This window comes from Paraflavisolibacter caeni (genome assembly GCF_025628885.1).
GTDB classification, from domain to species: Bacteria; Bacteroidota; Bacteroidia; order Chitinophagales; family Chitinophagaceae; genus Flavisolibacter; species Flavisolibacter caeni.
In genome coordinates, this window is sequence record NZ_JAOTIF010000037.1 from 1 (window position 1) to 26,213 (window position 26,213).

A 26,213-nucleotide genomic window follows, 5' to 3' on the forward strand; every position below is an offset into this window, starting at 1 on the left:
TAAATACCGGCATGAACAGTAACCAGATCGCCTGGCATTGCCAGGTTTGAAGCAGCCGTAATCGTTTTCAATGGACTGGCTAAAGAGCCATCATTACTATCACTTCCATTCACCGACACATGGTATTCTTTATAGCGCAATTGTTTATTGACGGCTACATTGTTTTGTGCAAACGTGCATAAACTGCCTATCGTTAGTAATGTACTAAATAGATATTTCATGGTTGATTATCAGTTATTGTTGAAATGGATGAAGTTGAAACAGTATCGCGGATTAATTATTGGTTAGTAAATGCATAAAATGGTTTTGCCTCTACCCAGGTTTGCCCCGGACTGGTACCTTCCACCCCCACCTGGTATTGATTCATCAGTTGATTCCATTCTGCACAGCGCTTGTCGTAAGATTCTGCTACTTTTCCCATTTGGCCCAGGTCAGCTCCGGCAGGTACCACAATCGTCATAACGAGCAAATGATCATAGCGGTATAAGGTAATCTTTTTGTAGCCGGCTTTTTTAAATCCAGCTTCAACTTCGGGCCAAACGTGTTGATGATGTTCGAGGTACTCGTTTAATTTCTGCCCGTTCTTCAATATATTGACTACAAACACTTTTTCCGTAAGCTGTACATCAGCTTTCCCTGCAGATCTATTGTGGCTGCAGGAAGCAAATAAAAAACTGATCGCTGTAAAAGCGATCAGTGGATTATACCATGATAATTTCATATTGCTGTAATGTTTTAACTGAACACTAAATAAATACCGGCCATTACAAGCGCTAGCAAGCCCCAGCCCAACCAGACTTGTTTTGAGGAATGGCCAAACTTTCTGTTGGTCTCTATTAATGAGGGTAAAGACCTTTCATAATTTGGTTTGGTTAATAGTGATACGACCACCATGACCGCAGCCAACCCAAGAAAAAGATAAACCGACAATAAGAGAAAATGCGGCCAGAATTCTTTTGAAGGGTAATTGAGTACATGGCAAATGCCCACAGCCAGGCAAAGGAGTCCCCCACCATATAACACCACTTCGGCGGCAATGCTATTGGCGCGCTTCCAGGTGACGCCTGCCAGGAACACCACAGAAAGTGGAGGCGCCAGAATTGAAACCAGGCCCTGGCTTAGTTCAAAAAAGCCTTTCCCTGACTTAGAATATATAAATGCTATACCAATAGCCAGCACTGCTGCAAGCAAAGTGAGCCATTTACCCATTCTGCGTTTGGCGTTCTCATCCATTGGCATCAGCCGGGCTACTACATCCAGTGTAAATACCGTACTGAATGAATTGAGACCTGATGATACAGTGTCGATCAATGCTGCGATCAGGGCTGCAATACAAAGACCCAGCAAGCCATGCGGCATCAATTGTTTCACCAGGGTGATATAAGCATTATCGGGCTGCGCAATGTCTTTATACAACACAAAACACATGATGCCTGGAAAAATAAATATGAGCGGCATGATTATTTTTAATGCGGCAATAAACATCGCGCCGTACTGGCCTTCTTTCAGGCTCTTTGCTGCCAGTACTTTCTGCACTATGGTCTGATCTGTACACCAATAAAAAATGGCGACAACCGGGTAACCTGCTATAATAGCGATCCAGGAATATTCAGGGTCAGAAGCCGGGCGAAATAATTTCCAATAATGAGCAGGCAAAGCGTTTGCTAAATTGCTCACGCCCCCAATTTTCTGTAACGCCAGGTAGGTTAGAATAACAGAAGATAAAATAATAATCAATGACTGGAATATCCCGGTACGCACAACCGCTTTCAAACCACCGATAGCCGTAAAACTGGAAGCTATGACCCCTATTAAAACCACCGAACTCATTAAAGGCCAATCAAATATCTGCGAAATGATCAAACCGCCAGCATATAAGGCACATCCCAACCAGACCACAAGGATGGACAACAAGCTGTATATCACCAGAAAGTTATAGGAAGGCCTGCCAAAGCGCAACAACAGGAACTGCGGCATGGTAGTGACCTTTGTTGAGAGGTAGTGTGGCAAAAAAAACATGGCCAGCAATAACAGGAAAATCCATGCAAGCCATTCGAAATTACTGCCCACAACACCTTGTGAAAATCCAATGCTGGCAAAACCGATCAACATCATGGGACCAGCATTTGCACTGAACAGGGAAAACCCGATCTGCCACCATTTCAGCGATCTTCCTCCCAAAAAAATATCAGAACCAGATTGCGATTTATTCTTACTTAAAACAAACCCGATGATAAACAAGGCAACCAGGTAAATTAACAATACAAGATAATCCAGAGTAGCAAGCGATACGTTCACAATAATCAGTTTTAATAGTTACATGGAAACGGTTGGCAGGTATTTTTTCACATTCTTATTTCCCCAGGCATGCTCACGTACCACTTTGCCGGCACGTTTGCAATAATCCCAATCCACTCTAACAGGCATACCTTCCATTTCAGGCAGTATAAAAGAGCCATTTTTCCATTCGGGGCGTACACTAAAATATTCCTCCAAGCCAAACATGATAGAATGTAAATATTCTACCTGGTGATGCTCAGGTGCTGTTGCCATCAGGTAGGAAGTATATAAAGAATATCCGCCCGAAGAAAGGTCTACCTGCGATTTCACTGCGAGTTCCTTTACTTCCATCCATTCCTTTACACTGCCTAAATGTGTAGGAACAGGCTGCAAATGCTGCACGCCGATGTTCAACAGCGTAGGAAACATCCTGGACGTACGCTCAGATTCGCCAAAAGATATTTTTACAGTAGTATGACTACATAACTTCTCAATCTGTTCATATGCAGCTGAATGAACCGGCTCTTCGAACCAAGCCAGATCTGCCGATGCAGTAAGGTCTATAAAGCGCAATGCCTGGTCGCAGGTCCATATCTGGTTGGCATCCACGGCAAGCTTTACGTTGTTACCCAGCAGGCTTCGTACAAATTTCACCCGCTCCACATCTTCATTCATTTTATTACCGAAGTCCTTACCCACTTTCATCTTGTAGCAATCTACTCCTGCATTCAAAAAGCAGGACACCTCAGCCTCTAATTCATTAAAAGTATAATTGGTACCGCCTCCGCTGCCATACATTTTTACTACATTCCTTGTAGCGCCAACATAGCGGTGGAGAGGCATTTTTGCTCTCCTGGCGGCCAGATCATGCAAGGCCATATCTATCTGCCCCAGTAATCCTGAAGCAGGCCCTCTGAATCCTTCATTGCGTATGGACCAATACATGCGATGGTACAATTCGGAATAAGGAATATTGGGACTATGCAGCAATATGGGAAGCAGGCAAGCCTCCAATATATTGGTATATGTACTGTAAACAGGCGACTCGCCTACGTTACCATCTTCATCTTCAATTCTGATCAATGCCAGTCCAAAAGTAGAGAATGGCCCCATGGTGGCATCCTGAAATGGGATTACAGCTTTTACCGGCTCTAATACCCTGATCTCTACGCTGGTTATATTAAAGACTTCATTGTCAATTCTATTCATTTAATTCGTTTTACCGTTTGTGTATTTCATAATTTCTCCCACCATAAATCCTGGAAGCGGCCCGTTCTGAAATGCTTCAATTGTCGCAGCCAATTGCGTTTTGTCGGAAGCACCGATAACAATTTGAAAAGCATAGGGCAAGGATAACAGGAATCTATGCGCCAGTGCCGGCAAAGTCATTGACTGCGCATCTGCCAGCGCTTTTACAGAGACTGCCGCATCAATATAATGCTTGCCCAACCATGCCGGCGGATTGCTTACAAAAGCATCGTAACAACTTCCTAACAACCCCATGTTCAGAGGGCTGGCAGCATAATATTGGATATGGTTAGCCAGGCAAAAAGGAAGGTATTCATTTAAAGCAACTGTACTTACGGCATTCAACTTATTGAACTCCATCAGTACATCGAATATTTCAGGTTTTAGATAAGGAGCCATCCACGAAGGGGGATTTCCTCCCAAACCAATTTTTTTGGCGTAACCCTTTTCTTTAAATGATAGCATGGTTTCAATAACCTGCCCGGCATTTTCTTCCGCCATATGCAACGGATCATGTAGAAACAAAACATCCAGGGAAGAAACTCCCAGGGTTTCCAGACTTTGCTCTACACTTCTCTGCATGCCTTCAACACTGTAGTCATAACGACCTTCATCAGCAGCAAACCCTTTTAACCGCCCCACTTTTGTGCTGATCACCGGCTGGGGGCCAGACCATTGGCGAAGCGCCTTGCCAACATATTCCTCGGCATTGCCATAGGCCGGAGCGGTATCAATTGCTCCGATACCATTTTCAAGCGCAGCAATAATAGTACTGATGGATTCGTCCGGGTCGACCTTATGCCAAACCCCTCCTAGCCCAACAGTACCTAAAATGCATCTGTCCAAAAAGGCTGGTGTACTACTTTGTTTCACCATAAATCAGGTTATTCTTTCGTAGATAAAAGTATTTCACTTTATGTTCCCTGACTTATGGCATATTGATTATTTCTTGTGTTATTTTGACATTTTCATGGAAGAAATTATTAATTCCATCAAATCGGCCTGATCCATATGGCTTGTCCGCCAGTAGCCGGCAAATGAGCATCTAAGGCCAGGAACCAAATGATGAGCAAAAACGAATGGTGGTATTGCAAAGGCTACCTGCCTGATCATATTTTAAAATTAGTTTAAGGTTCGTAATTGGTAAAACGCCCCCATAGAGGGGGGCGTACGTATATATAATAAAAAGGGTAATGAGTATCCGGCTTTAATTATAGCCTTTATTCCGGATCAACTCTGCTCTTTTGTTAACCTGAATTTCAGCGTTCGGAATAAGCAGCTTGTTGATGTGATTATCGGTAATTGAAGGGCGTGTGATCCAGGTAATTCCTGGGCATACATTTTTTCTCCAGGCCTATAAAAATGCAAGTGCAATATTACTTAAATACTAAAGCAGCGCCACGTCAGATTACGAAAAAAAACATTCATTTTGCGAACGCCCAGAAGAACTGGAACTTATGAGATCAACTTAACTCTTATTCACTATTTTTCTATATTATATACATCAAATCGGCCTGATCCAGATAGCCTGTCCCCCGGAAGGAAGCAGTTTCGCATCCAATTTTGATAAGGAATTCACATTCATTTTTTTCATGGAAACACGCGTACGGACCGGAGATGCCGGATCATCATAATAAATAGTAGCCTGGTATTTTTTGCCCGGCGTTAAAAATGAACAATTAATTTTTGTATCCCGTGCGTCATTGTTGGTAATCGTGCCTACAAACCACTCTTTCCCGCTACGGCGGGCTATAGTGATGTATTTGCCGATCTCCCCATCCAACACCTTGGTATCGTCCCAAACCGTGGGCACATGATCAAAAAATTCAAGTTCGGGTTCGTCCTGCACATCTTCCGGTTTATCATACCAATACATAAATTGCAGCGGGCTGTAATACACCACAGATAAGGCCATTTGATGCATGGATGTGGTTTTCAATACCCGCGCATTTTGCGTTTCTGCCAGCCTCTTTTTTAATGAAGGGCGGTGGTAATAACAAACCGTATAATCGGCTGCGCCACACAAGAACCTTGTAAAAGGCAGCGCTGCATTATTATTGGCTTCCGGCATTTCTTCATTGCCCCTCACCCCTTCCTGTGTGAGTAAGTTGGGATAGGTGCGGCTAAAACCCGTAGGCCTGTACTCATCGTGAATATCCACCATTAAATTGTACCGGGCACATTTCTTTACGGCATCATGCAGCCAAGTTGTCCATTGTTGGGAGCCTACGTGCACAAAACCGAATTTCAAGCCAGCCACGCCCCATTTCTGGTAAAGCGGCAGCAATTGGTCTAACTGCTTAGCTAAAGCTCTTTGATTCACATAAAGGAACACACCTATGCCCCTTTGCTTTGCATACCTGATCACTTCCTGAAGATCCAGGTCATTCTTCGGGTTGCGTCTTGGATCTACGTTAACCGCACTGGCGTCTGAAGCAGTGACGTATTCATATCCATACCAGCCTGCGTCAAAATGAATATACTGCAAGTGCCTTTTCACTGCAACATCCACCAGTTCCTTTGAGCCAGCGGTAGATAAAGTAACCTCCCTCATTATTTTACCGGGCTTTATCCATCCTGTATTTTCAATTGCACAAGGCGGGTTCAGGTTCAATATGATATCATTGTTTTGCAGTAACTGTGTTGCTTTTTCGGCTACCATGATCACCCTCCATGGGGTAGCAAAAGGTGTAGTCAAATCAACGCGGTCGTACATAGCGGTGGCTATTGTATTTGCCTTTGACGGATGCAGCATAAATTTCGTCCTGCAATAATCAACAACCTGGGCTTCGGCCAAAACTGCAAATAAGCCGCTTTTCAATTGAAGCGTTAAAGGGCGCTCGGCTTCGCCTGGCCAGTTCTGCAAAGGCAATAAGGAATAAACGCCCTGGGCATGATCAGTAAACCAGGCTTTGGTTTCAGCGGGCAGTGTAAATTCAGTCAGTTCTTTTCCTATGCTCACATCCATACCGCCATCAGGATATTCCGTGAAAAAATAACGGAACCCAATGCCTTCATTGTAAGCCCGCACTTCCAGGTTCATCTGTTGTCTTTCCTGGTTATTGCGCCACAACACAAAAGTGGCCCCATTATACTTGTCATTGATGAGCGCCCGTTCACCATATACAGGTTTCCAACTGCTATCATGCCGTGATCTTTCTACTCTTTTTAATACGAAGGAGTTCTGCCATCCTTCTACACCCAGGTCAGATTTAAGTATTACAGGCTGGCCGGTATAGGATAGCTGGTAAGACAAGCCTCCTTTTTCATTGAATTGAAGCTGGAAAACAGTTTTTCCATCTGGTGATGAAACTGACAGGCTATCCTGGGCTCCGGCTTTTAAAGCCAGGAAACTGACCATAATCAAAAATGACATTTGCCGGAAGAAAAAAAGTTTTGAAATCATTAGTAACACATCAATTTTTATAATTAAAGATTTATTTCAAGCACTCATGGGTTTTCATTGTTCGCGCCTGCAGTGCCTGGCAGGAAAGACGATCAATAACCAACTTTATAATCTTTCTTAAAGGGTTGACCGCTCCATGCCTTTTTTGAAGTCCATTCAGCAGGCTGATCTGTCCAGAACCGGTCAGTAGCAGGCAGTCCCAATGACAGGAATCCCAGTGTGGCCATATACAGGCTGCCGGTGGAAGTGTAATAATCTGCCACAGAAGGCTGGGAACCGCAAAAACCCAATATCAGCCATCCACGAGCATCAAAGTTATTGCAGTGAAGAAATAGTTTCTGCAGCATGGCTGTCAACGCGCAACGCACCTGGCCAGGTGTAATCTGGTCGGGATATTGCCCCAGCAAGGCTGTTTGTGCCAGGAGCTGGAAGGCGCCTGAGCGGTAAGTAATGGAACGGCCAAATGGTGGAAAACTCCCATCAACGCCTATGATCCGTTCCTGGAATTCTGCATGCCGTACCATCCTTTTCAGCACCTGCTGGTATGCACTGTCCGTTACTTTGTTATGCTGCTTCAATACAGCGTACAGGTCAACCAGCATCGGTTGTATCACAAAGCTGTTGTAATAGTCCATACTGAATTGCGGACCATCACTGTACCAACCATCGCCAACATACCATTCGGGCATTTTTTTCAGTGCGAAGTCAATGCGGGCAGGATCTGCCTGTTCGCCAACACTGAGTAAAAAGGCTTCACTCAATGCAGCAAACAGCAGCCAGTTATTGTAGGTACCACTGCGGTTACGCAGGCTCTTGAATTCTTCTATTACTCTTTTTTTAGTAACGCTATCCAGGGGCTCCCACAATGCTTTTGGAGCTCTTAAAAACCCCTGCGCCATAAATGCAGCATCCACCAGGGGTTGTTGCTCGGTTCTGAAATTAAGGTAATCAGGACTGCCTGGATCAACCGCATTGCTAATGCCTTTGAGCAAGGCCGTACGTAATTGTTTACGTTGCCTACCCTCCTGGCTGTCATCATCCGGCAGGGCCAGCCAGGGAGCTATACCTGCCATAGTTCTCCCTACCGCTTCAAGATGAGTAACCTTTTCGGCATTAAAACTATAGCCCGGCACTTTTCCTTGTTCCACCGGCATATTTTGTTTCAAAGTGCCAGCAGCCAGGTTGAAGACAACGGGTGAAGCCATTTTATACAACATATTGCTCCAAAAAGCCCTGTCCAGCTGGCCACTGGCAGTTAGCGCTTTTTTGGCTTCTGTTGATTGATGTTTTGTTTTTTGCGCGTAAGTGCTAAATCCCAGGCATGCGGTCAATAGCAATAAGGCAATCCATTTTTTTACGGTATACATCATAATTAGCCGAATTAGCTATTATATGGAAACTTTTTATCCAAAATCCACTGTTGGTAGCGTATTAAGGCTTCGAGGAAATAATAGTCGGCATAAGTAAGTGTCGTGTCGATTTCAGAATGGAAGGGCAGGTTGCCCACATTATGCATCAAGAGGTAGCCGCCATTAGCTCCGGACTTTGCCAAATAGGTTTTCGAAGAGAGGGAACGGATGATCTTTTCTGCTGTTTTTAAGTAATAGTTGCTTTCTTCCTTGCCGACATATTGTGCCAGTTCCAATAACGCAGATGCATTAATGGCTGCGGATGAAGCATCACGGTATGCATTGGGAATGCCAGGGGCGTTGAAATCCCAGTAGGGCACCAGGTCTGCAGGCATATTGGGATGATTGAAGATGAAACCTGCAATCTTTTTTGCCTGTTCCAGGTAGCGAACATCTTTTGTAAAACGATACATCATGGTAAAGCCATACAACCCCCATGACTGGCCTCTGCTCCAGGCCGACTCGTCAGCGGTCCCCTGCCAGGTGAGTTTACGAATGAGTTGGCTGGTAGCAGGATCATAGTCCAATACATGATAAGAACTGCCGTCTGGCCTGAAATGCCTGGCCAGGGTAGAGTTCGCATGGGTAAGGGCGATTTCTTTCAGTTTGTTGTCACCACCATGCTGCGCAACCCAATAGAGCAGCTCCAGGTTCATCATATTGTCAATGATGACTGGGCATTTTAATTTATCGTTGCTGTCCCATGATTGAATGGATTGAATTGCAGGGCGGTAGCGGGTAGCTAATGACATAGCTGACGTATCAATGGTGGGTTTATAAAGGGGATTACCAGTGATGCGGTAAGCATTGCCAAAACTGCAATACATCATAAAGCCGAGGTCATGGTTGCCGGTGTAGTGCTTCTCCTTTTCCAGGATGGCCAGTCTTTGTTCGGCCTCTTTGCGAATGGCTTCGTCTTTTGTGTATTCATAAATCAGCCAGAGTGAGCCCGGGAAAAAACCACTGCACCACCATTTGGTATCACTGTTTACCCACTCCAGCTTGCGCGGATCGTAATGACGGGGCATACTGTCAGCAGGCGTCTTCGCGGCCAACAGCTTGTACTGTTTGACAGCCAGTTTCATATCCCTGGCAATCAGTTTGTCCATGCGCTGTGCCCCAGCCAGCAAGCTGGCAGTAAGGGCAATCGCACAAAAAATGAAACGAATGTTTTTTGCTGTGTTCATAAAATTTTTGATATTGATCGAAAAATTAAGTTAGCATTAAACGGAGCAATTGATATTGTTGCACCCGATCTATATTTTATTGAATTCCAATTTCATGAAAAGGTATTTTTTTAAACTCAGGCATCAGCTTAAAAATTTCAGCACCCGGCAGGAGTTCAAAATTCATTTTTTCCATATCCGCAAAACCCGGGTTGCCAAACAGGGTGAGGTTCTTGCCTACATCCGACCATTCGGCTTTGCCGTCGCTGATCATTTTTGTATTTATAAACACATTGCCCTCGATGTAATTGCGCTTGGGTAGTCCTGCTTTGTCATCGAAATAGTTGGTCAGTGATGGATAAGCCGAGGCATAAGGCGGCTGCTGATAGTTGACGGCCTGCAGTCGTTTTTCAAAGAGGTCGTTTCGATTCACAAATGATTTTGCCCAACCCTGCAAACGATTGTCCAGGTGAATTGCCTGTTGGCAATCGATGAACAGATTGTTTCTATACACGTTGTCGTTTCCACCCCCAATGAGCGAAGCCCGTGAGCCGGATTTGTAAAATACATTGCCATAGACTTCCATTCCGCAGGCTCCATCGTCGTGGTAAACGGCCACCAGGTAACCATGATCGTTGCCGAGGTGGTGAAAGAAGTTGTGACGCACCTTATTGCCAAATTCACTCGGGTCCCTGCCATAATAAACAGCGCCCATATCATCACCATCTGTCACCGCATGATGGATGTTATTTTTTTCAATCAGGTGGTCATTGCCATGCAATAAGATGGCACTGCCGGGACAATTATAAATTTCGCAATTGCGAATAATATTACCTACTCCATCGATGTTAATGCCAGCCTTGTAAGAACGTTCAATCCGGTTGAAATTATAGATCCGGCAATTGACAACCTGGTTGTTTCCTTTCTCCAATGTTAGCCTGTTGCCTCCACCCAAAATGATTCCGCCCGATCCTGCATTATAAATTTGACAGTTGCTGATCACATGTCCTGTACCAGCTTCCCTGTCGAATGTTGTATTGCTGTAAAGATGGCCGTACAAACTCCCGATCATCCGTGATGCTGGCTGGCCTGTAACTGTATGCTGCAAACCATTGGAAGTATGTATTCCTTTACCAATAGAAACAGCCACCATGCCAAGATTACTAAAGGTGCAGTGCTCCAGCTTATTTTCCTTGCCGCGTTCTATATAAACGCCCATGCCTCTTGCACATTCGAAATTGATATTATTAAAATGCACATAAGAGGTATTTTCCATTACCAGTAAAGGTGCTTCTGTAATGGATAATTCAATTGATTGCAACTCGCCTGCTGGCGGTAAGAAGTAAAGCATTCCGGCGTCCCGATCTATATAATATTCACCTTGCACGTCAATTTCTTCCAATAAATTAAATGCGTACCAACGCTGAAATATTTTTCCACCTTCAAAGCCATACATGGTTTCCTGTGCAGTAGTGAATGTTTTATTGGCAGTATCCAGCCGGGCAATCTTAACAGCATCGTCAGCATATCCATATCTAAAAAAACCTGAGATCCACACATCATTCGCCTTTGTCCACCATTCAGGTCTTTGCACATTATACGTAAACTTCCCGCCCCGCCCGGAGAAATCACCATTCCTGGGAATTGAACCCTGATCCAGCACTTTGCCAATAGGCACTAAACTGTCATTGGGCCAACGAGCTGGCTTCATTGCTTCTTTGTTGCAAAAAAGCTCCATAGCTGCATTGGTATAAGGACGGCCAAAACCTTTAGGTTTGATGCTTCCATAGTTTTTGATACCTAAGGCCTTTAGATTTACCTGTAGAACTTTTGCTCTTGCCTCCGGTAACAATCTTGATAATATGGATGCATTGGATACTGCAACAGCTTTTTGAACCGGTATGGTAACCCCGCCGGTAAAATAGACTTTTTCATCTTGATAAGCACTATATGTTACAGGTGCTTTTTCAGTACCGGAATCCAGGCTGTCCAGCTGAAAGCCGTCAGCTAAGAAGTAAGAACCTTGCCTGATGAAGATCGTAAAGGCATCATCCGGATATAATTTCTTTTGTTCTCTTACAACACTTCTTGCTTTTTGAAGTGTAGCAAAAGGTTTCTCTAGGGTACCGGGATTACTATCCTTTCCGTTTATTGAAACGAAACAGGTTCTTTGATTCTGTCCCATTACATGAAAAGGAAGAAAAAATAACAGCAGAATAAAAAGGCGGTTCATCTATTTTAAAATATTGAATGAATGGGAAAGGTCAACAGTCTAATCTTTTAATAGAATCGCATAGTAAGGGTTGGATTGTAATTGGTAAAACGCCCCCGTGAAGGGGGCGTTTTCTTAGTATAGGGAACGGAAATCTGACATTAATTAGTAACCGGGATTCTGTGTAAGTTTCGCTCCGGTATTGGCTCTAATTTCAGAATTCGGAATAGGCCATTTATTAATGTGCGCATCCAATTTCCAACCTTGTTGAATGGCGTATTTATTGTATTTCATAATGTATTCATGCAATTTGCCTAAACGCATCAGTGTACTCAATCGGAATTCTTCCTGGTACAATTCACGAGCACGTTCATCAAGGATCAGATCAATGTTTACATCGCCTGCAACTACCGGTGTTGCCTGGGCTCTGTTACGAATAGCATTGATGTCTGCAGCCGCACCTACTAAATCACCTTTATCCATTTTAGCTTCTGCTCTTAACAGATATGTTTCTGCTAAACGCATGATATACCAGTCTTTGTATGTACGACCATTGTCGTGATAATCCGGACCACGACCGGGAGCATCTGTAAATTTGTGATAGTGAACGGCAGACACCACTTTCTTGAAAGATGGCGAGCCGCGAGGTATGAACAAAGCAGGGTCGGATACGTTAGCCGCTGTCATTTTCTGACCATAAAAAACACTACTTGGGTTTGTCCAATAATATTCACGCTGAATATTGTATTGTGAGTTACGAATATCACGGTTGAAATCACCTTTGAAATTCCAGATAGTCGAGTCAGCATATTTAGTAGCTACCAACCCTGCTGCCGGGCGTCCACCAAGTGTATCTTTTATCCAATTCAGAACGTTATTCTTATCATTATTTGCCCATGCTGCACCTCCCCACCATCTTTCCATAACAAAGAAACCACCTGATACATTCACATCTGTATTATCTCCTCCTATAATGTTAGGATCCTGTTCTATGTTCCAAATGGCTTCTCTGTTACCTTCCTTATAGTTGAGATTACCATCTTGGAATAAATCAAAATATACATCACCCCAAGCAACAGCAGGCTGATTGTGTGTATAACCACCAAACTTAAACCCTGTCCATTTACCAAAACGGGTGGTCATCAGGTTATTATTGCCGCCATCAATTACGGCAGAAGCAGCAGCAATAGCCCCATCATAATCTTTCAGACAAATATTTACTTCACTCAACAAGTGATAAGCCGCTTCGCGAGGTGCACGTCCACCCTTCGCCAAAGTATTAATTTTAGGCATGTACTGTACTGCATACTCAAGATCGCTTTTACATTGTAAATAAACAGAATCCTGAGATGCGCGTACATAATCCAATTTAGGAGTAGTGGTTTCGTGCAATGCCAATGGCACTCCTCCATATATGTTGGCTAAAAAGTGATAACCAAAAGCTCTTAAGAACTTTGCCTCTGCAACAATAGCATTTTTATCGGCTTCCGATCCCCATTGAGCCTGTGGCCCATCAGCTCGATCAATAATAGTATTTGCTTCAAAAATCCACCTGTATGCATGGCTCCACAATCTGCTTGCATAGCCATTATCTGCGTTAAGTGTATTCCAACTAAATATAGGGCCTAAAGCTGCACCACCATAACCATCTGCTAAATCTGCATCAATACCCATTAGGTAATAGTTATCTCTATTATCGTTTATGGCATACAAATTATTACGTACGCGTAGGTATATATCTGCCAGAGCCGACTCAAACTGACCTTTAGTAACAAAAGAGTTTTCTGGGCTGTAGAAGTCCTTTGGAACTTCATCCAGCGTTTTATTACAGGACACGAAAGCAAGCCCTGCAAAAATTGTTAATATAAGCAATATCTTTTTCATATACGGAATTGTTTAAAAATTGAATGACAACACCAATGAGTAGTTGCGAATAGATGGAATAGAGTTAACTGAAATGCCTGCACCCACTTCAGGATCTAATCCAATCCAATAAGGAGCATAAGTAAACAGGTTGTCTGCACTTAAAGAAGCACGCATAGATTTTATACCATATTTACTTATCAAACTGCTCATATCATAAGTAAGTGCAACTTTTTGCAACCTGATGAAGCTGCGGTCGATATATTTAGTAGCAGTTGCAGCTGCATTTTTAGAAGAAATATCAGGTCTTGGAAAAGCCGCACCGGTATTAGTAGGTGTCCAATAGTCATATACAGGTCTGTTATGAGCTTCATCGGCCACATAAGGGTCAAAATAAGGTGTGTTGCCGCCAAGGAAGTAACCATGGCCACCCCAAATTGAATTAAGAAACGCCATTAAACTCCAGTTTTTGTACGCAACTGTGTTGGTCAAACCCCATCTGAAATTTTCACGACCGGTTCCCAAAAACTGTCTGTCTTTATCAGAAGTGATATTTCCATCACCACTTACGTCTTCAATATTGTATGTACCAGGATTAAAGCCCTTCATAATAGTGCCCTTGTCTTTATCTGCCTGTTGCCACATACCTATGATTTTGTAATCATAAATAGCATTCCTATCCTTTCCTATATATAAGCCACGGCTTAAATCATCATCTTCTTTTCCATCACCATTATTATCCTTTCCATAAATAGAAATCACTTTATTGCGGTTAAGCGTGAAAGCGAAATCCGTAGTCCATGTGAAGTCATGTTTTTGTATGTTCACAGTAGTCAATCCCAATTCAATACCTTTGTTACCAATTTTACCTACATTGACCACCGAGGAGCCAATGCCCCCTATAGCCGGTAACGTTTGTGGATTAATTAAATTTTCTGTGTATTTTGAATACAAATCCAACGAACCTGTGATTCTATTTTTCAACAATGAAAAATCTAAACCCGTATTCCAACCAACAATAGACTCCCATACCAAATAAGGGCTTGCCATAGTGCTAATGGATTGTGTGTAGGTATAAGAATTGTCAGGATAAAAGATGTAACGGCCTCCGCCCATACTTGCCAATGTCTGGTAAAGGGCGATAGAGCGAGTACCATTGCTACCATAAGAAACACGAAGAGCAAGGTTATCTACAGCCTTAACATCTTCCATGAATTTTTCTTTAGAAATATTCCAGTTAACACCAACACCAGGGAATGAAGCCCATTTATTGTCTTTACCGAAAGCAGAGTAACCATCTCTACGATAAGTTCCGGTCAATGCATACTTATTATTGAAGGTATAAGTAAGACGTCCCATGTGACCTTTACCAACTGATTCGGTACCTCCGGATGATGATGTCTGTACTGCAGCAGCCCCAATTCCATAATCCCCCAACGCTAGATTATCGAACCCTGAGCCTGACGCTGCCATTCTTTCAGAATTAGCGTTTTCGTAAGAGTTCAATAAAGTCAGGTCAACATTGTGCACACCGGCAAAGGAGCGATTGTACTTGAGGATATTGTCCACCAATCTGCTTGTACTGCGGCTGTAACCACGATTAGCTACACCATTTTTTGTCGATCCAGACATTGTTTGCAAATTATAAAAAGAACCAGACTCATTCCAATTCTGAGTTATACCTGCATTTAGTGTATAAGAAAGGCCTTGTACCCAAGGTACTTTTACCACCGCTGTTCCTATACCATTAAGACTGTTTTGACGATTATCCGCTGTAGTAGCTAGTTGCCAGAATGGGCTAACAAACGAAGTTGAGGTTTGAGGGAATTTTGCATAAGTTCCATCAGGATTAGTAACAGATGCATAAGGACTAAAGTTGTATATGCTATTACCATCGCCTAAACCGGAATATATACGATCATCAGGATAGTTGCGATAGCTATAGCTGGTTTTTACTCCTACAGTAAGCCATTTTGCCAAATCCGTTTCCACATTTACCCTGCCGGTATAACGAGTAAATTCATCATTCAGAATTACACCACGTTGGTTGGTAAGGTTAGCCGACATGTAATAACGTGTTTTTTCAGTACGGTTAGAAACGCTTATAGTAGCATTCATCAACTTTCCTTTCTGACGGAACAAACTGAATGGGTCGGTAACTGTTGGGGTATGATCAGCAGTAGCCTTATAATTTTTCAACTCTTCAGGCTGCAAATAAAATTCAATCCTGTTAGGATCAGATTCTACACCTCTGTCTGCCCTTAAATCCAACAAACGTTTAATATAGCCTTGTGCATCATACACTTCCAATGGTTTCATTTGTGTACTGATACCAGAGTTAAGAACTACATCAAACTGAGGTTTACCTAAAACTTTACCTTTTTTTGTTTCAATCAAGATTACACCATTACCGGAACGAGATCCATATACTGCAGTAGCACTTGCATCTTTTAATACGGTAAAGCTTTCAATATCCCCAGGGGCTATATCAGCCAGGTTGCCGGCAAAGATCACCCCATCGACAACTACAAGCGGGTTACTGCCGGTAGAATTTACTGAGTTGGTGCCACGAATGCTAAAGGATGGAACTTCACCGGCTTTTTGGGTACCTGATATGTTTAAACCGGGAACAGCTCCTTTTAGTGATTCAAAAACGTTGGTCGTAGGCACTCTTTCATAAGTACTCAGTTTTGCAGTGGCCACAGCACCAGTAACGGCCTGTTTCTTTTGCGTACCATAACCAACTACCACTACATCCTGAAATAGACCCGCAGCTACATGCAGGGTAATATTCAGGTTTAATTTCCCATTAATATTCACTTCGGCATTTTCCATTCCAACATATGAAACCACTAAAGCCGTTGCATTATTCGGAACAGTGATGATAAACTCTCCATTGGTAGTTGTTACAGTTCCTATTTTAGAACCTTTCAACATCACACTCGCGCCTACCAGCGGTTTACCATCTTCATCCTTTACCACTCCCTTTATTTCAATTTCATTGGGGGGCAGAGGAGCATCTTCAGTACGGGAAATGGTGATGGGTTTTGACTTTACCACCACGGTTTTTTCCATTATAGCATATCCTAAAGGCTGGCCTTTAAAACAAGCGTTTAATGCATCTGGCAAATCAACATCCTTTAGTTCAATGGAAATACGCCCGGCATGTTGCATCATTTCATCCGTGTACAAAAATTCAAAACCGGTTTGCCTTTTGATTTCGTTAAACACTTTTTCCAGGCGGGCATTTTTTTCTGAAAGAGTTACCTTCTGTGAATATCCTGTAGCCCCTGCCGTGAGACAGGCGGAAAGTAATAGGACAGCAATCATTTTCATAATACGTAATGTTTTGTTCAAATACCTCCTTTCTAAATCAGGAGGAGCACATGCAATCGTTAAATGCATAACTTTGTAGTGTGTCCCGATTACCCCGGGACGGGTTTGGTTAAATAAAAAGCAATCTTTAGCGAGATTTGTATGATAAAAAAATCCAAACTTTTTAAAGGAATCCCGCCCCCACGGGGTTCCTTTTTCGTTTGGAAAAACTTAATTTCTAGGGCGTAACTGTTATTCGCTTTCCTTCAATTTTAAAATGAATGACACCGGTAGCCTCCAGCATTTTAAACAACTCCGAAACTTCTTCTTCCCTTTGAATGCTTCCACGAAAATGCTGATCCATTGGTTTACCTTCATAAATAACCTCGACATCGTACCACCTGCTCACCTGTCGCATAATTTCTTCAATACCAACTCCCCCAAATTGAAATCGGCCATTCTTCCATGCCATTATTTCTTCCAGGTCAACATCCTTGACAATTTTTATATTTGAGGAAACCTGTGCCTGTTCCCCAGGACTTAACAGTTCACTTGCATTATTTTTATTGATGCGTACAGCCCCTTCCAGCAGCGTAACCTTTACATCCGGCTCATCCGCATAGCTGTTCACATTAAAATGCGTTCCCAATACTTCCGTAACCACGCCATTGGCCTCCACCTTAAAAGGACGCTTTTGGCCTCCCGATTGCGAGGAAAAAGAGGTGGTCACTTCAAAATAAGCTTCCCCGGTTATAGACACTTTTCGCTCGTTGCTAGTAAAGGCCACGGGATAAGTAAGCGCAGAACCGGCATTGAGCCAAACACGGGTGCCATCAGAAAGACTTATCGTTGCAACCTGGCTTCCTCTTGGATTGAACAAGGTATTGTATTGAATTTCCTTAATCGTTTCCCCACTTTCAGTTTTGTAAACGATTTCACCCGAGGCCAGCTTCACCAGTTTTACATGATCCTGCACAACTAAATGCCCACTGTTGATACTATCGAGATATACCGTGTTACCGTCAGCCAGGGTAATCATGGCCCGATTCGATACCGGGGCCTTTACATCTGTGGCTGAGGGCTGGTTACGGCTGATTGCTGGTTCATCCTTTCGATTCGGGATCATAGTGTAGATAAGGCCGAGGGTAACAACCATGACGGCTACAGCAGCAACACGCCACCACTTGTTGGCAGGCATCAACGGTACAACGGGTGCTTCTTCCGTTTTCATCCCGGTCTTATGATGAATTTGCTGCAATAAAGCCTGCGCCATTTGATTATTGCCTGCGTGCCCTTTTGAAAGATTGGCTAAATAATCTCCCGCAAAATATTGTTGGAGCTCGGCTGGCGATTTTGTCTGAAGCAACTCAAGAAACCACTCGTGTTCTTCGGATGTCCATTCTTTTTTGCTGAATAAATGTGCCAGCCTGGTTTCTATATTTTCCAAAGCGCTGTTTTTACTAAAAACACCGGGCCTAGAAAAAAGGGTGGTTCTTCAGCCAACTTTTTTTAAAAAAAATGGTCGCCCAAAATAATAACCAGCAGTAAGGCAATCTTTTTTTGCATTCCTTGAGTATGGAACTGCATGTAAGAATGGATCGTTTCCCTGGCCCGGGCAAGATGGTCTTTGACCGTATTTTTGGAAATTGCGAGTTCGGTTGCGGTCTCATCATAACTCTTGCCCTGGAAGCGGCAAAGCTCAAACACCCTGCGGCGATGAGGCGGCAATTGGGCTATGGCCTCTTCCAGCAGCCTCAACTGCATTTCCTGGTAGGCATCTTCCAGGGGCCAGTGCGTCATTTCATCCACCTTCGCCAAAGTCTTTTGCCGCAGGCGCTCTACCGACAGGTTGCGCAAATAATTCAGGGCACAATTATGACTGGTTACAAAAAGCCAACCGCTGATCTTTTCATACGAAGCAAATTTTTCTCTTTTCTCCCACAAACAGATGAAAACCTCCTGCAAAATATCATCGGTCACGGCATCATCCCTTGTAATTTTCAGGATATTCAACCGAACCGGTTCATAATACCGGTAATACAACTCGTCGAAAGCTGCTGCTGACCCCTGCGAAAGTTGCCGCAGAAGTAGTGACTCTGTATGATAGTTTTCGAGGGTCAAATCCATTTGAAAAGTCTTTTGAAAAGCAGCGAAACAGGATAGTGCATTGAATTATTAAACTTAAATACGACTTAGACCGTTGGTTAATGGAGAGTAAGTCAAAAATACTTGAATACTAAAGCTCAGCTATGGCAGATTGCGAAAAAAAAACATGCATTTTGCGAACACCCAATTGGAGATCAGCGGTCATTTTCTGCCATTTTCTGCCAAAACGGCCACAGGGGGTGGGGAATAACTTAGCTCTTATTCACTATATTTCTATACTTGTCTACCGAAGCTCCCATACCTTTTGTCTTATAATATTTAGGACCAATAAACACAAAAGCATAAGGCTTATACAGTGTAGCGCAGGATGGATTTTGCTTTTTAAGGTCTTCATATAGCTTCCAGTAGCGATCGTAGTTTGCAATAGCCACTTTTATTTTTTCTTTATTGTAAACACCGGTTTTATCTCCTTCAAAACCCATTGCCATAATATTCCACCCTTCGGCAATGATCTGATGCAATAACAAACCATAATGTGAAGACACCTTCACGTATGTCTGATCCTCTTTATTGGTCATAGATACATTCCGGCTTAAAGCTACTATCTTCTTCCACATCTCTACTGCTTCAAACTTCTCATCAACGGCCTTCTGCAATAATCCCTTTTGATAATAGTTTGAAAATGCCCCGTACAGCACTCCTTCAGAAGGAGCAGGGCCCTCCCCCTCGGGATCTATACCGGCAAGGAACTCATCTCTCATCCACCACGTCCAGCCCTTTGTAGAAGGCAGAACTGCACTAAAATGCCCCCTCAACACAGCTTGTGCAGACAGCAGGCACAATTCCCGGAATGCTTTGCGAGACTTTCCTTTGATACCTTGTTCATCCATAAAATGGTTGAACACCTCTTCTTCAGTTTGGTTTGTATTGGCTCCCCAATGACTAATTACATAAGCATTGAGCTTACACCAAAATTCATTGGTAATATATGGCCCTACCCAACCGCCACCACGACTCCAGCTCCAAACACCTTTGAAGTTGGGACTATTTTTGATATCATTGAGTGATTGATACCCTTTTTGTGGCGTATTTGTATGATATTCTTCAAAGCCATTGATCACTCCATTCATCACATAATTGGGATATGCCTCCTTTCCTTCATACTCCCGCTGGCATTGCACTTCTACAATCTGAGGATGGTTACCGAGTGTTAAGGTTGGATTGAAATCAAAGGTTCTGAGATAATCACCCTTGGTGTGTTTGATCGAGAAAATCAATTGGGGGTGTGGAGCGATTTGATTGACGACATTCAAATAATAATCAGGATTTTCATGCATGCCACCAAAAGACCATGTTCGATAAAAGATGGTCTTGTTTCTCTTCACACAAACTTCCTCTCTTAATAAATTCAGGAGTTTGATATGACTTTGCTCCTTGTTTGTAATGGGATTATTTCCTGTATGATAGGGTACGTTGTTTAAATAAGTTTCCCCTGTGCGTATTACTAATCCATCCAGTTCAGGAAAGGTTTCAAACAATTCATCCAGCATTATTTTATGTACTTCTAGTGTTTTGGGGCGCTCAAACGATATGCGACCTTGATTATCGCAAATTTCATCACGATACAATTCCACCAGCTTTTTAGGCAACACAATGATATCTGTAAAATAATATACCTTGATGCCGGCTTTATGGGCGGCCTTGATGTTTTGACGTACCCGCTCTGCCGCATCCATCACCCACTTCCATTCTGCAGAACCTTCGGGGAAGATATCCGGATTCAGCTTTTTAAAGGTAACGGCAGCATGAGCAAAAGTAAAATCATTGATAACCTGGCCTGTATAGCCACCTGCGGCTAACATTCCCGGATCATTAAAAACGGATTTTGTTAATGGCTCACCCGGGTTATTGTGAACCATATCTAAAATATAAGGTCCATTTTTCTCCTGTGAAATAGCTTTCAGGATTAAAGAACTCACCAGAATAGTGAACAATAATTTCAATAAATGAGCATTCATATTGATAGTAATCCCCGGTACTCTTAAAGTTTTAACTAATTGAAAGAATGTGGCTGTTCTATTGTACTACTGCCATCTTTTTGTTCTTCATGAAAAAAAATAATCCTGTAAATGCAACGATCAGAGCAAGGGGTATTACTAAAGTAGCATTCAGGATTTCAGGTCCGGCAGCTTTGTTTGCCGCAGCTAAAGCAGTTTTCATTTCCAGCGTAGCTTCCATTGAATTATATAATTTCAAATCGGCACCTGCAGGAAGATTTTTTGCAATGAGTTGATCATAGAAGCTTCCCATGAACATCATGTATAATGAAACAGCAAACATACCGGCTCCGCCAATAAGATTTAATCCTACGGCTCCCGTCTTCGGTAAATATTCTGACACAAAACCTAACATGGTTGGCCAGAAATAACAAACGCCCATACCAAAGATGATGGCTCCGAAAAATATCATATTGCCTGATGTATTACCAAGCAGGTACAATCCAAATGCAGAAAGAATAGCAGACATCAATAACACACCATGAGGTGCCAGTTTATGCACAATTGGTCCTGCAAAAGCTCGTCCCAATGCCATTACACCTGTTGACACGGTAAGAATCAGAATTGCATTACCCGAAACATTTCTTAACAAGACATCGATCCATTGCCCGGTAAATAATTCTGTAATAGCAGTGCCAAACATGCAAATAATCATAAAAATGAATAAAGGGTTGGCCAATGAACGGTACATTTCAGACGTGGAGATGCCACTGGCAACTCTTTCAGTAACAGGAAATTTTTGTTTGGCAAATAATACTCCATAGAGTAAGGCAGGAATGAGCATCATTGCCACCTGCATTTGCCAGCTGATAGCAGCTTGATTAAAGAAATAGACAATCAGTGTTCCAATCACGATCCCTCCCGGAAACCATAAATGAAAATGATTGAGTTTGGTTGTTTTATTGTCGGGATATAATGCAGTAACTAATGGGTTGCAGGCAGCCTCCACCGTACCATTAGCGATCCCTATCAGCAGGGTGGAAATAAATAATGCCCAATACGGGCTACTGAATTTGTCTGCAGCATAAGTAAGGAGTATACCAGCCATGTGAAAAACAAATGCAAGTATTAGTAGACGTTTCATGCCAATCACATCTACGATCATCCCGCCAATAATTACGGCCAGAGGAAATCCCCAGAATGCCGAGGCAGTTATAGAGCTCAATTCTGCTTTATCCAGGTTAAATTCAATACCCAACCGGCTGAGAATACCGGCGCGAATACCAAAGGAGAGCGATGTTACCAGTAGAGCCAGGCAACTGGCAATAAAAAGTTGATTTCGGTTTAAAGCTTGCATATCGTTGTATTAGTGGCTAAATATAAACATCCTATCAGAATTATTTTTTGGCAGCAGAAATATTTTCTTTTCTTTCCCTGATTGCTTTCAACCATAATTGAGCGAAAGCCTTCATTCCATACTCAGAAAAATGCACACTATCATAACGGTGGATAGCATAATACTAATAATTTGCGCATGAAATTGTTTTTTCTCATTAACTATGCTTTCCTGAATTGTCTACGGTATTCCAGGGGCTTCCAACCAGTATATTGCTTAAAATACCTGGTGATGTTATCAAAACTTTTGAAGTTCAGTTCAGAGGCGATCTGCTGCAGACTCAATTCAGAATGGGTCAGCAGGTACTTGATCCGCTCAATCCTTACCTTCCTGATTTCATCCAGTATCGAGCTTCTGACCAGCAATTGAAACCTCTTCTCCAAAATACGGCGCGATAAGGAAGTAGCCCTTACCACATCAACCACAGATATATCTTGTGAAGGTGCGGTAGTGGCAATGTAATGCAAGGCTGTGCGCACCTGCTCATCATCAATAGCCAGTGCATTGGTGGAATTCCTGGCAATAATTGTTAAAGGCTTTACTACAATGTCGCCAGCGGGCTTTTCGCCGGTTTCTATCCACTGGCCCAAAGCCGATGCAGCCAGGAAACCAGCGTGCCGGGCATTGTGATCGATACTGGATAAGGTGGGCGTAGTCATTTCACATACCATCGTATCATTATCCACTCCGATTATGGAAAAGTCATCCGGCACCCTGGCGGCACATTGTTTGGCCGCTTCCAGTAGAGGAATATTCAATTCATCGGTCGCTGTGAAAATGGCGCAGGGCCTTTGGAGCGTAGACAGCCATTTGGTGAGCCTTTCGGACAGGTGTTCCCACAACAATGTGGTATGATCATACAGAAAAGCATTTACGCTACAGCCGGCTTGTTTCGCTGCTTCCATGTAGCCTTGCTGCCTCTCCAATGACCACTGAAAATCTTTAAATCCCAAAAAGGCAAAATGCTTATATCCTTTTGAAATGAAATGCCCAGCCGCCATTTCACCAATGGCCATATTGTCGCCCCATACATTGATGTGGTCTTTGTACAGGTTGGTATGCGGAAAGATAATGAGGGGGATGCCCAGGTGGAGCAGGCTTTCAAAGCCTTCAACCTCCCTGGTAAGAATACCATCAGGCTGCCAGGCTTTGAGGCGCTCCACTAGCATCTTTTGACTTTGCTTATCTACATATTTAGGGGTATAGAAGAAGAACTGGAACTTATCATAAATCCTGTTGAAACTGGTAATGCCTGTCAGTACATCCCTGTCATAAGTTCGTGAAACATCTACCAGGACCGCTATTTTCAGATCATTCTTCACTTTGTAAATTATTTATGCATTATCTGCTAAAAACCCTCTCTAATTGCTAGCAACCAGAAAGGGCTTTACCTATTTTGAGAAAACGATACAGGATTTACCTGGTAAGTTTTACAGATAAGGATCTATCGAACCTCGTATAACATTTTTGCATTTACCTTAGGCACATGGTTGATCATGGATTCCAACTCCTTATCTCCATCAAATAAAAGAGGGAAGAAATTACTGTCCAGGATCTGGTCTTGTGGCATCGCAGGAAAACTGTGTAATGCATCCATCCTTTCATAACCTTCCGTATTGCCCAATGTACCATCCGCCATTGCATTCAACACAACCGCTCTCCTGGGCCTTTCTGAATAATTGGCATAAGAGCCATGCATCATCAAGGGGTGATGGAAACTTGCATAGCCTTTTGGCAACTCATTTGCTACTTTTTTATCAAAGATTGTTACCTGCTCTTCACTTAACACTGTCCTTACCGATTCCATGTCACCTGTCAATCCTGTAATGGGCAGCAGACCCCAGTTATGGCTACCGGGCACATAATAAAGACAGCCATTCTCTGTTGTGGCATCGTCCAGGCCGATCCAGCAGGTCAGGTGATGCATGGGTTTGGTAAAGGTCCAATAAGAATAATCCTGGTGCCAGGCCACCACGCCCCCATGTTTGGCTGGTTTACAAAATAACTGGTCATGAAAAAGCCTGAAGGATTGCCCCAGTAGTTGATAGGCAGCCATTCGATAGGCAGGTGACCAAATCAGGTCGTGAAATCCTGGAGTTACCCGCCAGGCACCTATGGCATGAAACAGCACCTTGTTGGGATCTTCAGATTCGTTGCTTTCATAATGGTAAAATAATTTTTTTTCCCTGGCGTCTATAGCCTGTAATCTTTCCAATTCTTCATTCAGCACATCCACCTGCTCATCAGTCAGTATCTGAATGCCTGAGATAAAGCCGTTTTCCTGGAAGAAAGCGACCTGCTCTTCACTCAGCATATATTGTTCCCACTCCTTTGCATTGGTTGGCTGTTCAAAAAGGTTGGCAATAGGGCTGCTATAATTTGCCAGATCAAAAGATAACTTTGGTTCTAATACATTCATGATCGTTGATTTATAAGTTCAAGAGCAAATTAGTGGTATGCTCTGGCAGTACATAGACAGATTGCGAAAAAAAACAGTCATTTTGCGAACAATCAAGATACTTTAACGCGTGCTTCACTACCTGGATAAACATCATTCATGGATAAATTTGAGATGTTCAGCTTGATTCAGCCTGTCTGAATTGACTGCGGTATTCCAGGGGCTTGATACCGGTATACTGTCTGAAATACCTGGTAATGTTTTCAAAACTCCTGAAGTTCAGTTCAGAGGCGATCTTTTGAACTGAAAGTTCAGAATGGGTCAGCAGGTACTTGATCCGCTCAATCCTTACCTTCCTGATTTCATCCAGTATCGAGCTTCTGACCAGCAATTGAAACCTCTTCTCCAAAATACGGCGCGATAAGGAAGTAGCCCTTACCACATCTTCAACACCAATATCTTCTGAAGGCGCAGTAGAGGCGATGTAGTGTAAAGCAATTCTTACCTGCTCGTCATCTACACTCCATGCCATTGTCGAATTCCTGGCAATAATTTTTAAAGGCTTTACTACAATGTCGCCAGATGGCTTTTCGCCGGTTTCTATCCACTGGCAAATAGTCAATGCCGCCTGGAAGCCAGCCTGGCGGACTTCAGGCTCTATGCTAGACAATGTTGGACTGGTCATTTCACATACCATCGTATCGTTATCCACTCCGATAATGGAAAAGTCATCCGGCACCCTGGCGTCACATTGTTTGGCCGCTTCCAGCAGAGGAATATTCAATTCATCATTAGCCGAGAAAATGGCACAGGGCCTTTGCAGCGCAGACAGCCATTCGACGAGCCTTTCGGACAGGTGCTCCCACAACAATGTGGTATTATCATACAGAAAAGCATTTACGCTACAGCCGGCTTGCTTCACTGTTTCCATGTAGCCTTGCAGCCTTTCCTGAGACCACTGAAAGTCCTTGAATCCCAAAAAAGCAAAATGCTTATATCCTTTTGAAATGAAGTGGCCAGCCGCCATCTCACCGATGGCCTTATTATCCGGCCATACATTGATATGGTCTTTGTACAAGTTGGTCTGAGGAAACATGATGAGCGGAATATTCAACTTCAGGAGACTTTCAAACCCCTTTATTTCTCTTGTTAAAATACCATCGGGCTGCCAGGATTTGATCCGGCTCACTATCTTTTTTTGATTTTGCTCATCTACATATTTAGGAGTATAGAAGAAGAACTGGAACTTATCATAAATCCTGTTGAAACGAGTAATGCCCGCCAGTACATCCCTGTCAAAGCCTCTGGAGATGTCAACCAGGACCACAATTTTCAGCTTCTTTTTCACTTCACAACAAATATATTTTTATATCAAAAAAACTTCCATTGAATAAACAATGACAAAGATTAATTATCC

Annotated in this window: 18 protein-coding genes; all 18 read right to left on the bottom strand. The window is 43.0% G+C overall.

The genetic code is table 11. The annotated features are described in order from the left end of the window. Window positions 1-221 (bottom strand): DUF1565 domain-containing protein (locus OCK74_RS25740; protein WP_279299989.1); only part of this gene is annotated, 221 nt, incomplete at its 3' end. A gap of 56 nt (window positions 222-277) precedes the next feature. Beyond that, window positions 278-721, bottom strand: coding sequence for an L-rhamnose mutarotase (locus OCK74_RS25745; RefSeq protein ID WP_279299990.1), 444 nt, complete (start codon window positions 719-721; stop codon window positions 278-280). Between the two features lie 14 nt (window positions 722-735). Beyond that, complete coding sequence (locus OCK74_RS25750) at window positions 736-2,298, bottom strand: sodium:solute symporter family transporter (protein WP_279299991.1); 1,563 nt, start codon at window positions 2,296-2,298, stop codon at window positions 736-738. 18 nt (window positions 2,299-2,316) lie between these two features. Continuing rightward, window positions 2,317-3,489 carry a mandelate racemase/muconate lactonizing enzyme family protein gene (locus OCK74_RS25755; protein ID WP_279299992.1) on the bottom strand — a complete coding sequence of 391 codons (1,173 nt, stop codon included), beginning with the start codon at window positions 3,487-3,489 and terminating at the stop codon, window positions 2,317-2,319. After that, window positions 3,490-4,404: an aldo/keto reductase gene (locus OCK74_RS25760; RefSeq protein ID WP_279299993.1), complete on the bottom strand. Its 915-nt coding sequence runs from the start codon at window positions 4,402-4,404 to the stop codon at window positions 3,490-3,492. Window positions 4,405-5,032: 628 nt separating this feature from the next. Then, complete coding sequence (locus OCK74_RS25765; protein ID WP_279299994.1) at window positions 5,033-6,934, bottom strand: glycoside hydrolase family 97 protein; 1,902 nt, start codon at window positions 6,932-6,934, stop codon at window positions 5,033-5,035. Between the two features lie 92 nt (window positions 6,935-7,026). Next, complete coding sequence (locus OCK74_RS25770; protein ID WP_279299995.1) at window positions 7,027-8,304, bottom strand: DUF2264 domain-containing protein; 1,278 nt, start codon at window positions 8,302-8,304, stop codon at window positions 7,027-7,029. Window positions 8,305-8,315: 11 nt separating this feature from the next. Further along, complete coding sequence (locus OCK74_RS25775; protein WP_279299996.1) at window positions 8,316-9,530, bottom strand: glycoside hydrolase family 88 protein; 1,215 nt, start codon at window positions 9,528-9,530, stop codon at window positions 8,316-8,318. Window positions 9,531-9,606: 76 nt separating this feature from the next. Then, window positions 9,607-11,742, bottom strand: coding sequence for a right-handed parallel beta-helix repeat-containing protein (locus OCK74_RS25780; RefSeq protein ID WP_279299997.1), 2,136 nt, complete (start codon window positions 11,740-11,742; stop codon window positions 9,607-9,609). Window positions 11,743-11,886: 144 nt separating this feature from the next. Beyond that, window positions 11,887-13,605 (bottom strand): RagB/SusD family nutrient uptake outer membrane protein, encoded by a 1,719-nt coding sequence (locus OCK74_RS25785; RefSeq protein ID WP_279299998.1) that lies wholly within the window; start codon window positions 13,603-13,605, stop codon window positions 11,887-11,889. Window positions 13,606-13,617: 12 nt separating this feature from the next. Next, window positions 13,618-16,920: a SusC/RagA family TonB-linked outer membrane protein gene (locus OCK74_RS25790; protein ID WP_279299999.1), complete on the bottom strand. Its 3,303-nt coding sequence runs from the start codon at window positions 16,918-16,920 to the stop codon at window positions 13,618-13,620. 217 nt (window positions 16,921-17,137) lie between these two features. Beyond that, a complete protein-coding gene (locus OCK74_RS25795) occupies window positions 17,138-18,346 on the bottom strand; it encodes a FecR family protein (protein WP_279300000.1) in 1,209 nt (402 codons plus the stop codon). Window positions 18,347-18,408: 62 nt separating this feature from the next. Beyond that, the gene (locus OCK74_RS25800; RefSeq protein ID WP_279300001.1) at window positions 18,409-19,026 is read right to left on the bottom strand and encodes an RNA polymerase sigma factor; all 618 of its coding nucleotides are present in this window, start codon (window positions 19,024-19,026) and stop codon (window positions 18,409-18,411) included. Window positions 19,027-19,256: 230 nt separating this feature from the next. Beyond that, window positions 19,257-21,023, bottom strand: a complete 1,767-nt coding sequence (locus OCK74_RS25805; protein ID WP_279300002.1) for a hypothetical protein — start codon at window positions 21,021-21,023, stop codon at window positions 19,257-19,259. A 58-nt stretch (window positions 21,024-21,081) separates the two neighbouring features. Next, window positions 21,082-22,359: an MFS transporter gene (locus OCK74_RS25810; protein ID WP_279300003.1), complete on the bottom strand. Its 1,278-nt coding sequence runs from the start codon at window positions 22,357-22,359 to the stop codon at window positions 21,082-21,084. A 200-nt stretch (window positions 22,360-22,559) separates the two neighbouring features. Then, window positions 22,560-23,720 carry an AraC family transcriptional regulator gene (locus tag OCK74_RS25815; RefSeq protein WP_279300004.1) on the bottom strand — a complete coding sequence of 387 codons (1,161 nt, stop codon included), beginning with the start codon at window positions 23,718-23,720 and terminating at the stop codon, window positions 22,560-22,562. Window positions 23,721-23,842: 122 nt separating this feature from the next. Beyond that, a complete protein-coding gene (locus OCK74_RS25820; protein ID WP_279300005.1) occupies window positions 23,843-24,817 on the bottom strand; it encodes a phytanoyl-CoA dioxygenase family protein in 975 nt (324 codons plus the stop codon). A 157-nt stretch (window positions 24,818-24,974) separates the two neighbouring features. Then, the gene (locus tag OCK74_RS25825) at window positions 24,975-26,144 is read right to left on the bottom strand and encodes a XylR family transcriptional regulator (RefSeq protein WP_279300006.1); all 1,170 of its coding nucleotides are present in this window, start codon (window positions 26,142-26,144) and stop codon (window positions 24,975-24,977) included. Window positions 26,145-26,213: the final 69 nt, after the last annotated feature.

What these genes read in the sequence shown, in the direction of transcription:
- OCK74_RS25745 (WP_279299990.1), bottom strand. Translation starts at nt 721, where the DNA reads ATGAAATTATCATGGTATAATCCACTGATCGCTTTTACAGCGATCAGT.
- OCK74_RS25755 (WP_279299992.1), bottom strand. Translation starts at nt 3,489, where the DNA reads ATGAATAGAATTGACAATGAAGTCTTTAATATAACCAGCGTAGAGATC.
- OCK74_RS25760 (WP_279299993.1), bottom strand. Translation starts at nt 4,404, where the DNA reads ATGGTGAAACAAAGTAGTACACCAGCCTTTTTGGACAGATGCATTTTA.
- OCK74_RS25765 (WP_279299994.1), bottom strand. Translation starts at nt 6,934, where the DNA reads ATGATTTCAAAACTTTTTTTCTTCCGGCAAATGTCATTTTTGATTATG.
- OCK74_RS25770 (WP_279299995.1), bottom strand. Translation starts at nt 8,304, where the DNA reads ATGATGTATACCGTAAAAAAATGGATTGCCTTATTGCTATTGACCGCA.
- OCK74_RS25775 (WP_279299996.1), bottom strand. Translation starts at nt 9,530, where the DNA reads ATGAACACAGCAAAAAACATTCGTTTCATTTTTTGTGCGATTGCCCTT.
- OCK74_RS25780 (WP_279299997.1), bottom strand. Translation starts at nt 11,742, where the DNA reads ATGAACCGCCTTTTTATTCTGCTGTTATTTTTTCTTCCTTTTCATGTA.
- OCK74_RS25785 (WP_279299998.1), bottom strand. Translation starts at nt 13,605, where the DNA reads ATGAAAAAGATATTGCTTATATTAACAATTTTTGCAGGGCTTGCTTTC.
- OCK74_RS25790 (WP_279299999.1), bottom strand. Translation starts at nt 16,920, where the DNA reads ATGAAAATGATTGCTGTCCTATTACTTTCCGCCTGTCTCACGGCAGGG.
- OCK74_RS25800 (WP_279300001.1), bottom strand. Translation starts at nt 19,026, where the DNA reads ATGGATTTGACCCTCGAAAACTATCATACAGAGTCACTACTTCTGCGG.
- OCK74_RS25805 (WP_279300002.1), bottom strand. Translation starts at nt 21,023, where the DNA reads ATGAATGCTCATTTATTGAAATTATTGTTCACTATTCTGGTGAGTTCT.
- OCK74_RS25810 (WP_279300003.1), bottom strand. Translation starts at nt 22,359, where the DNA reads ATGCAAGCTTTAAACCGAAATCAACTTTTTATTGCCAGTTGCCTGGCT.
- OCK74_RS25820 (WP_279300005.1), bottom strand. Translation starts at nt 24,817, where the DNA reads ATGAATGTATTAGAACCAAAGTTATCTTTTGATCTGGCAAATTATAGC.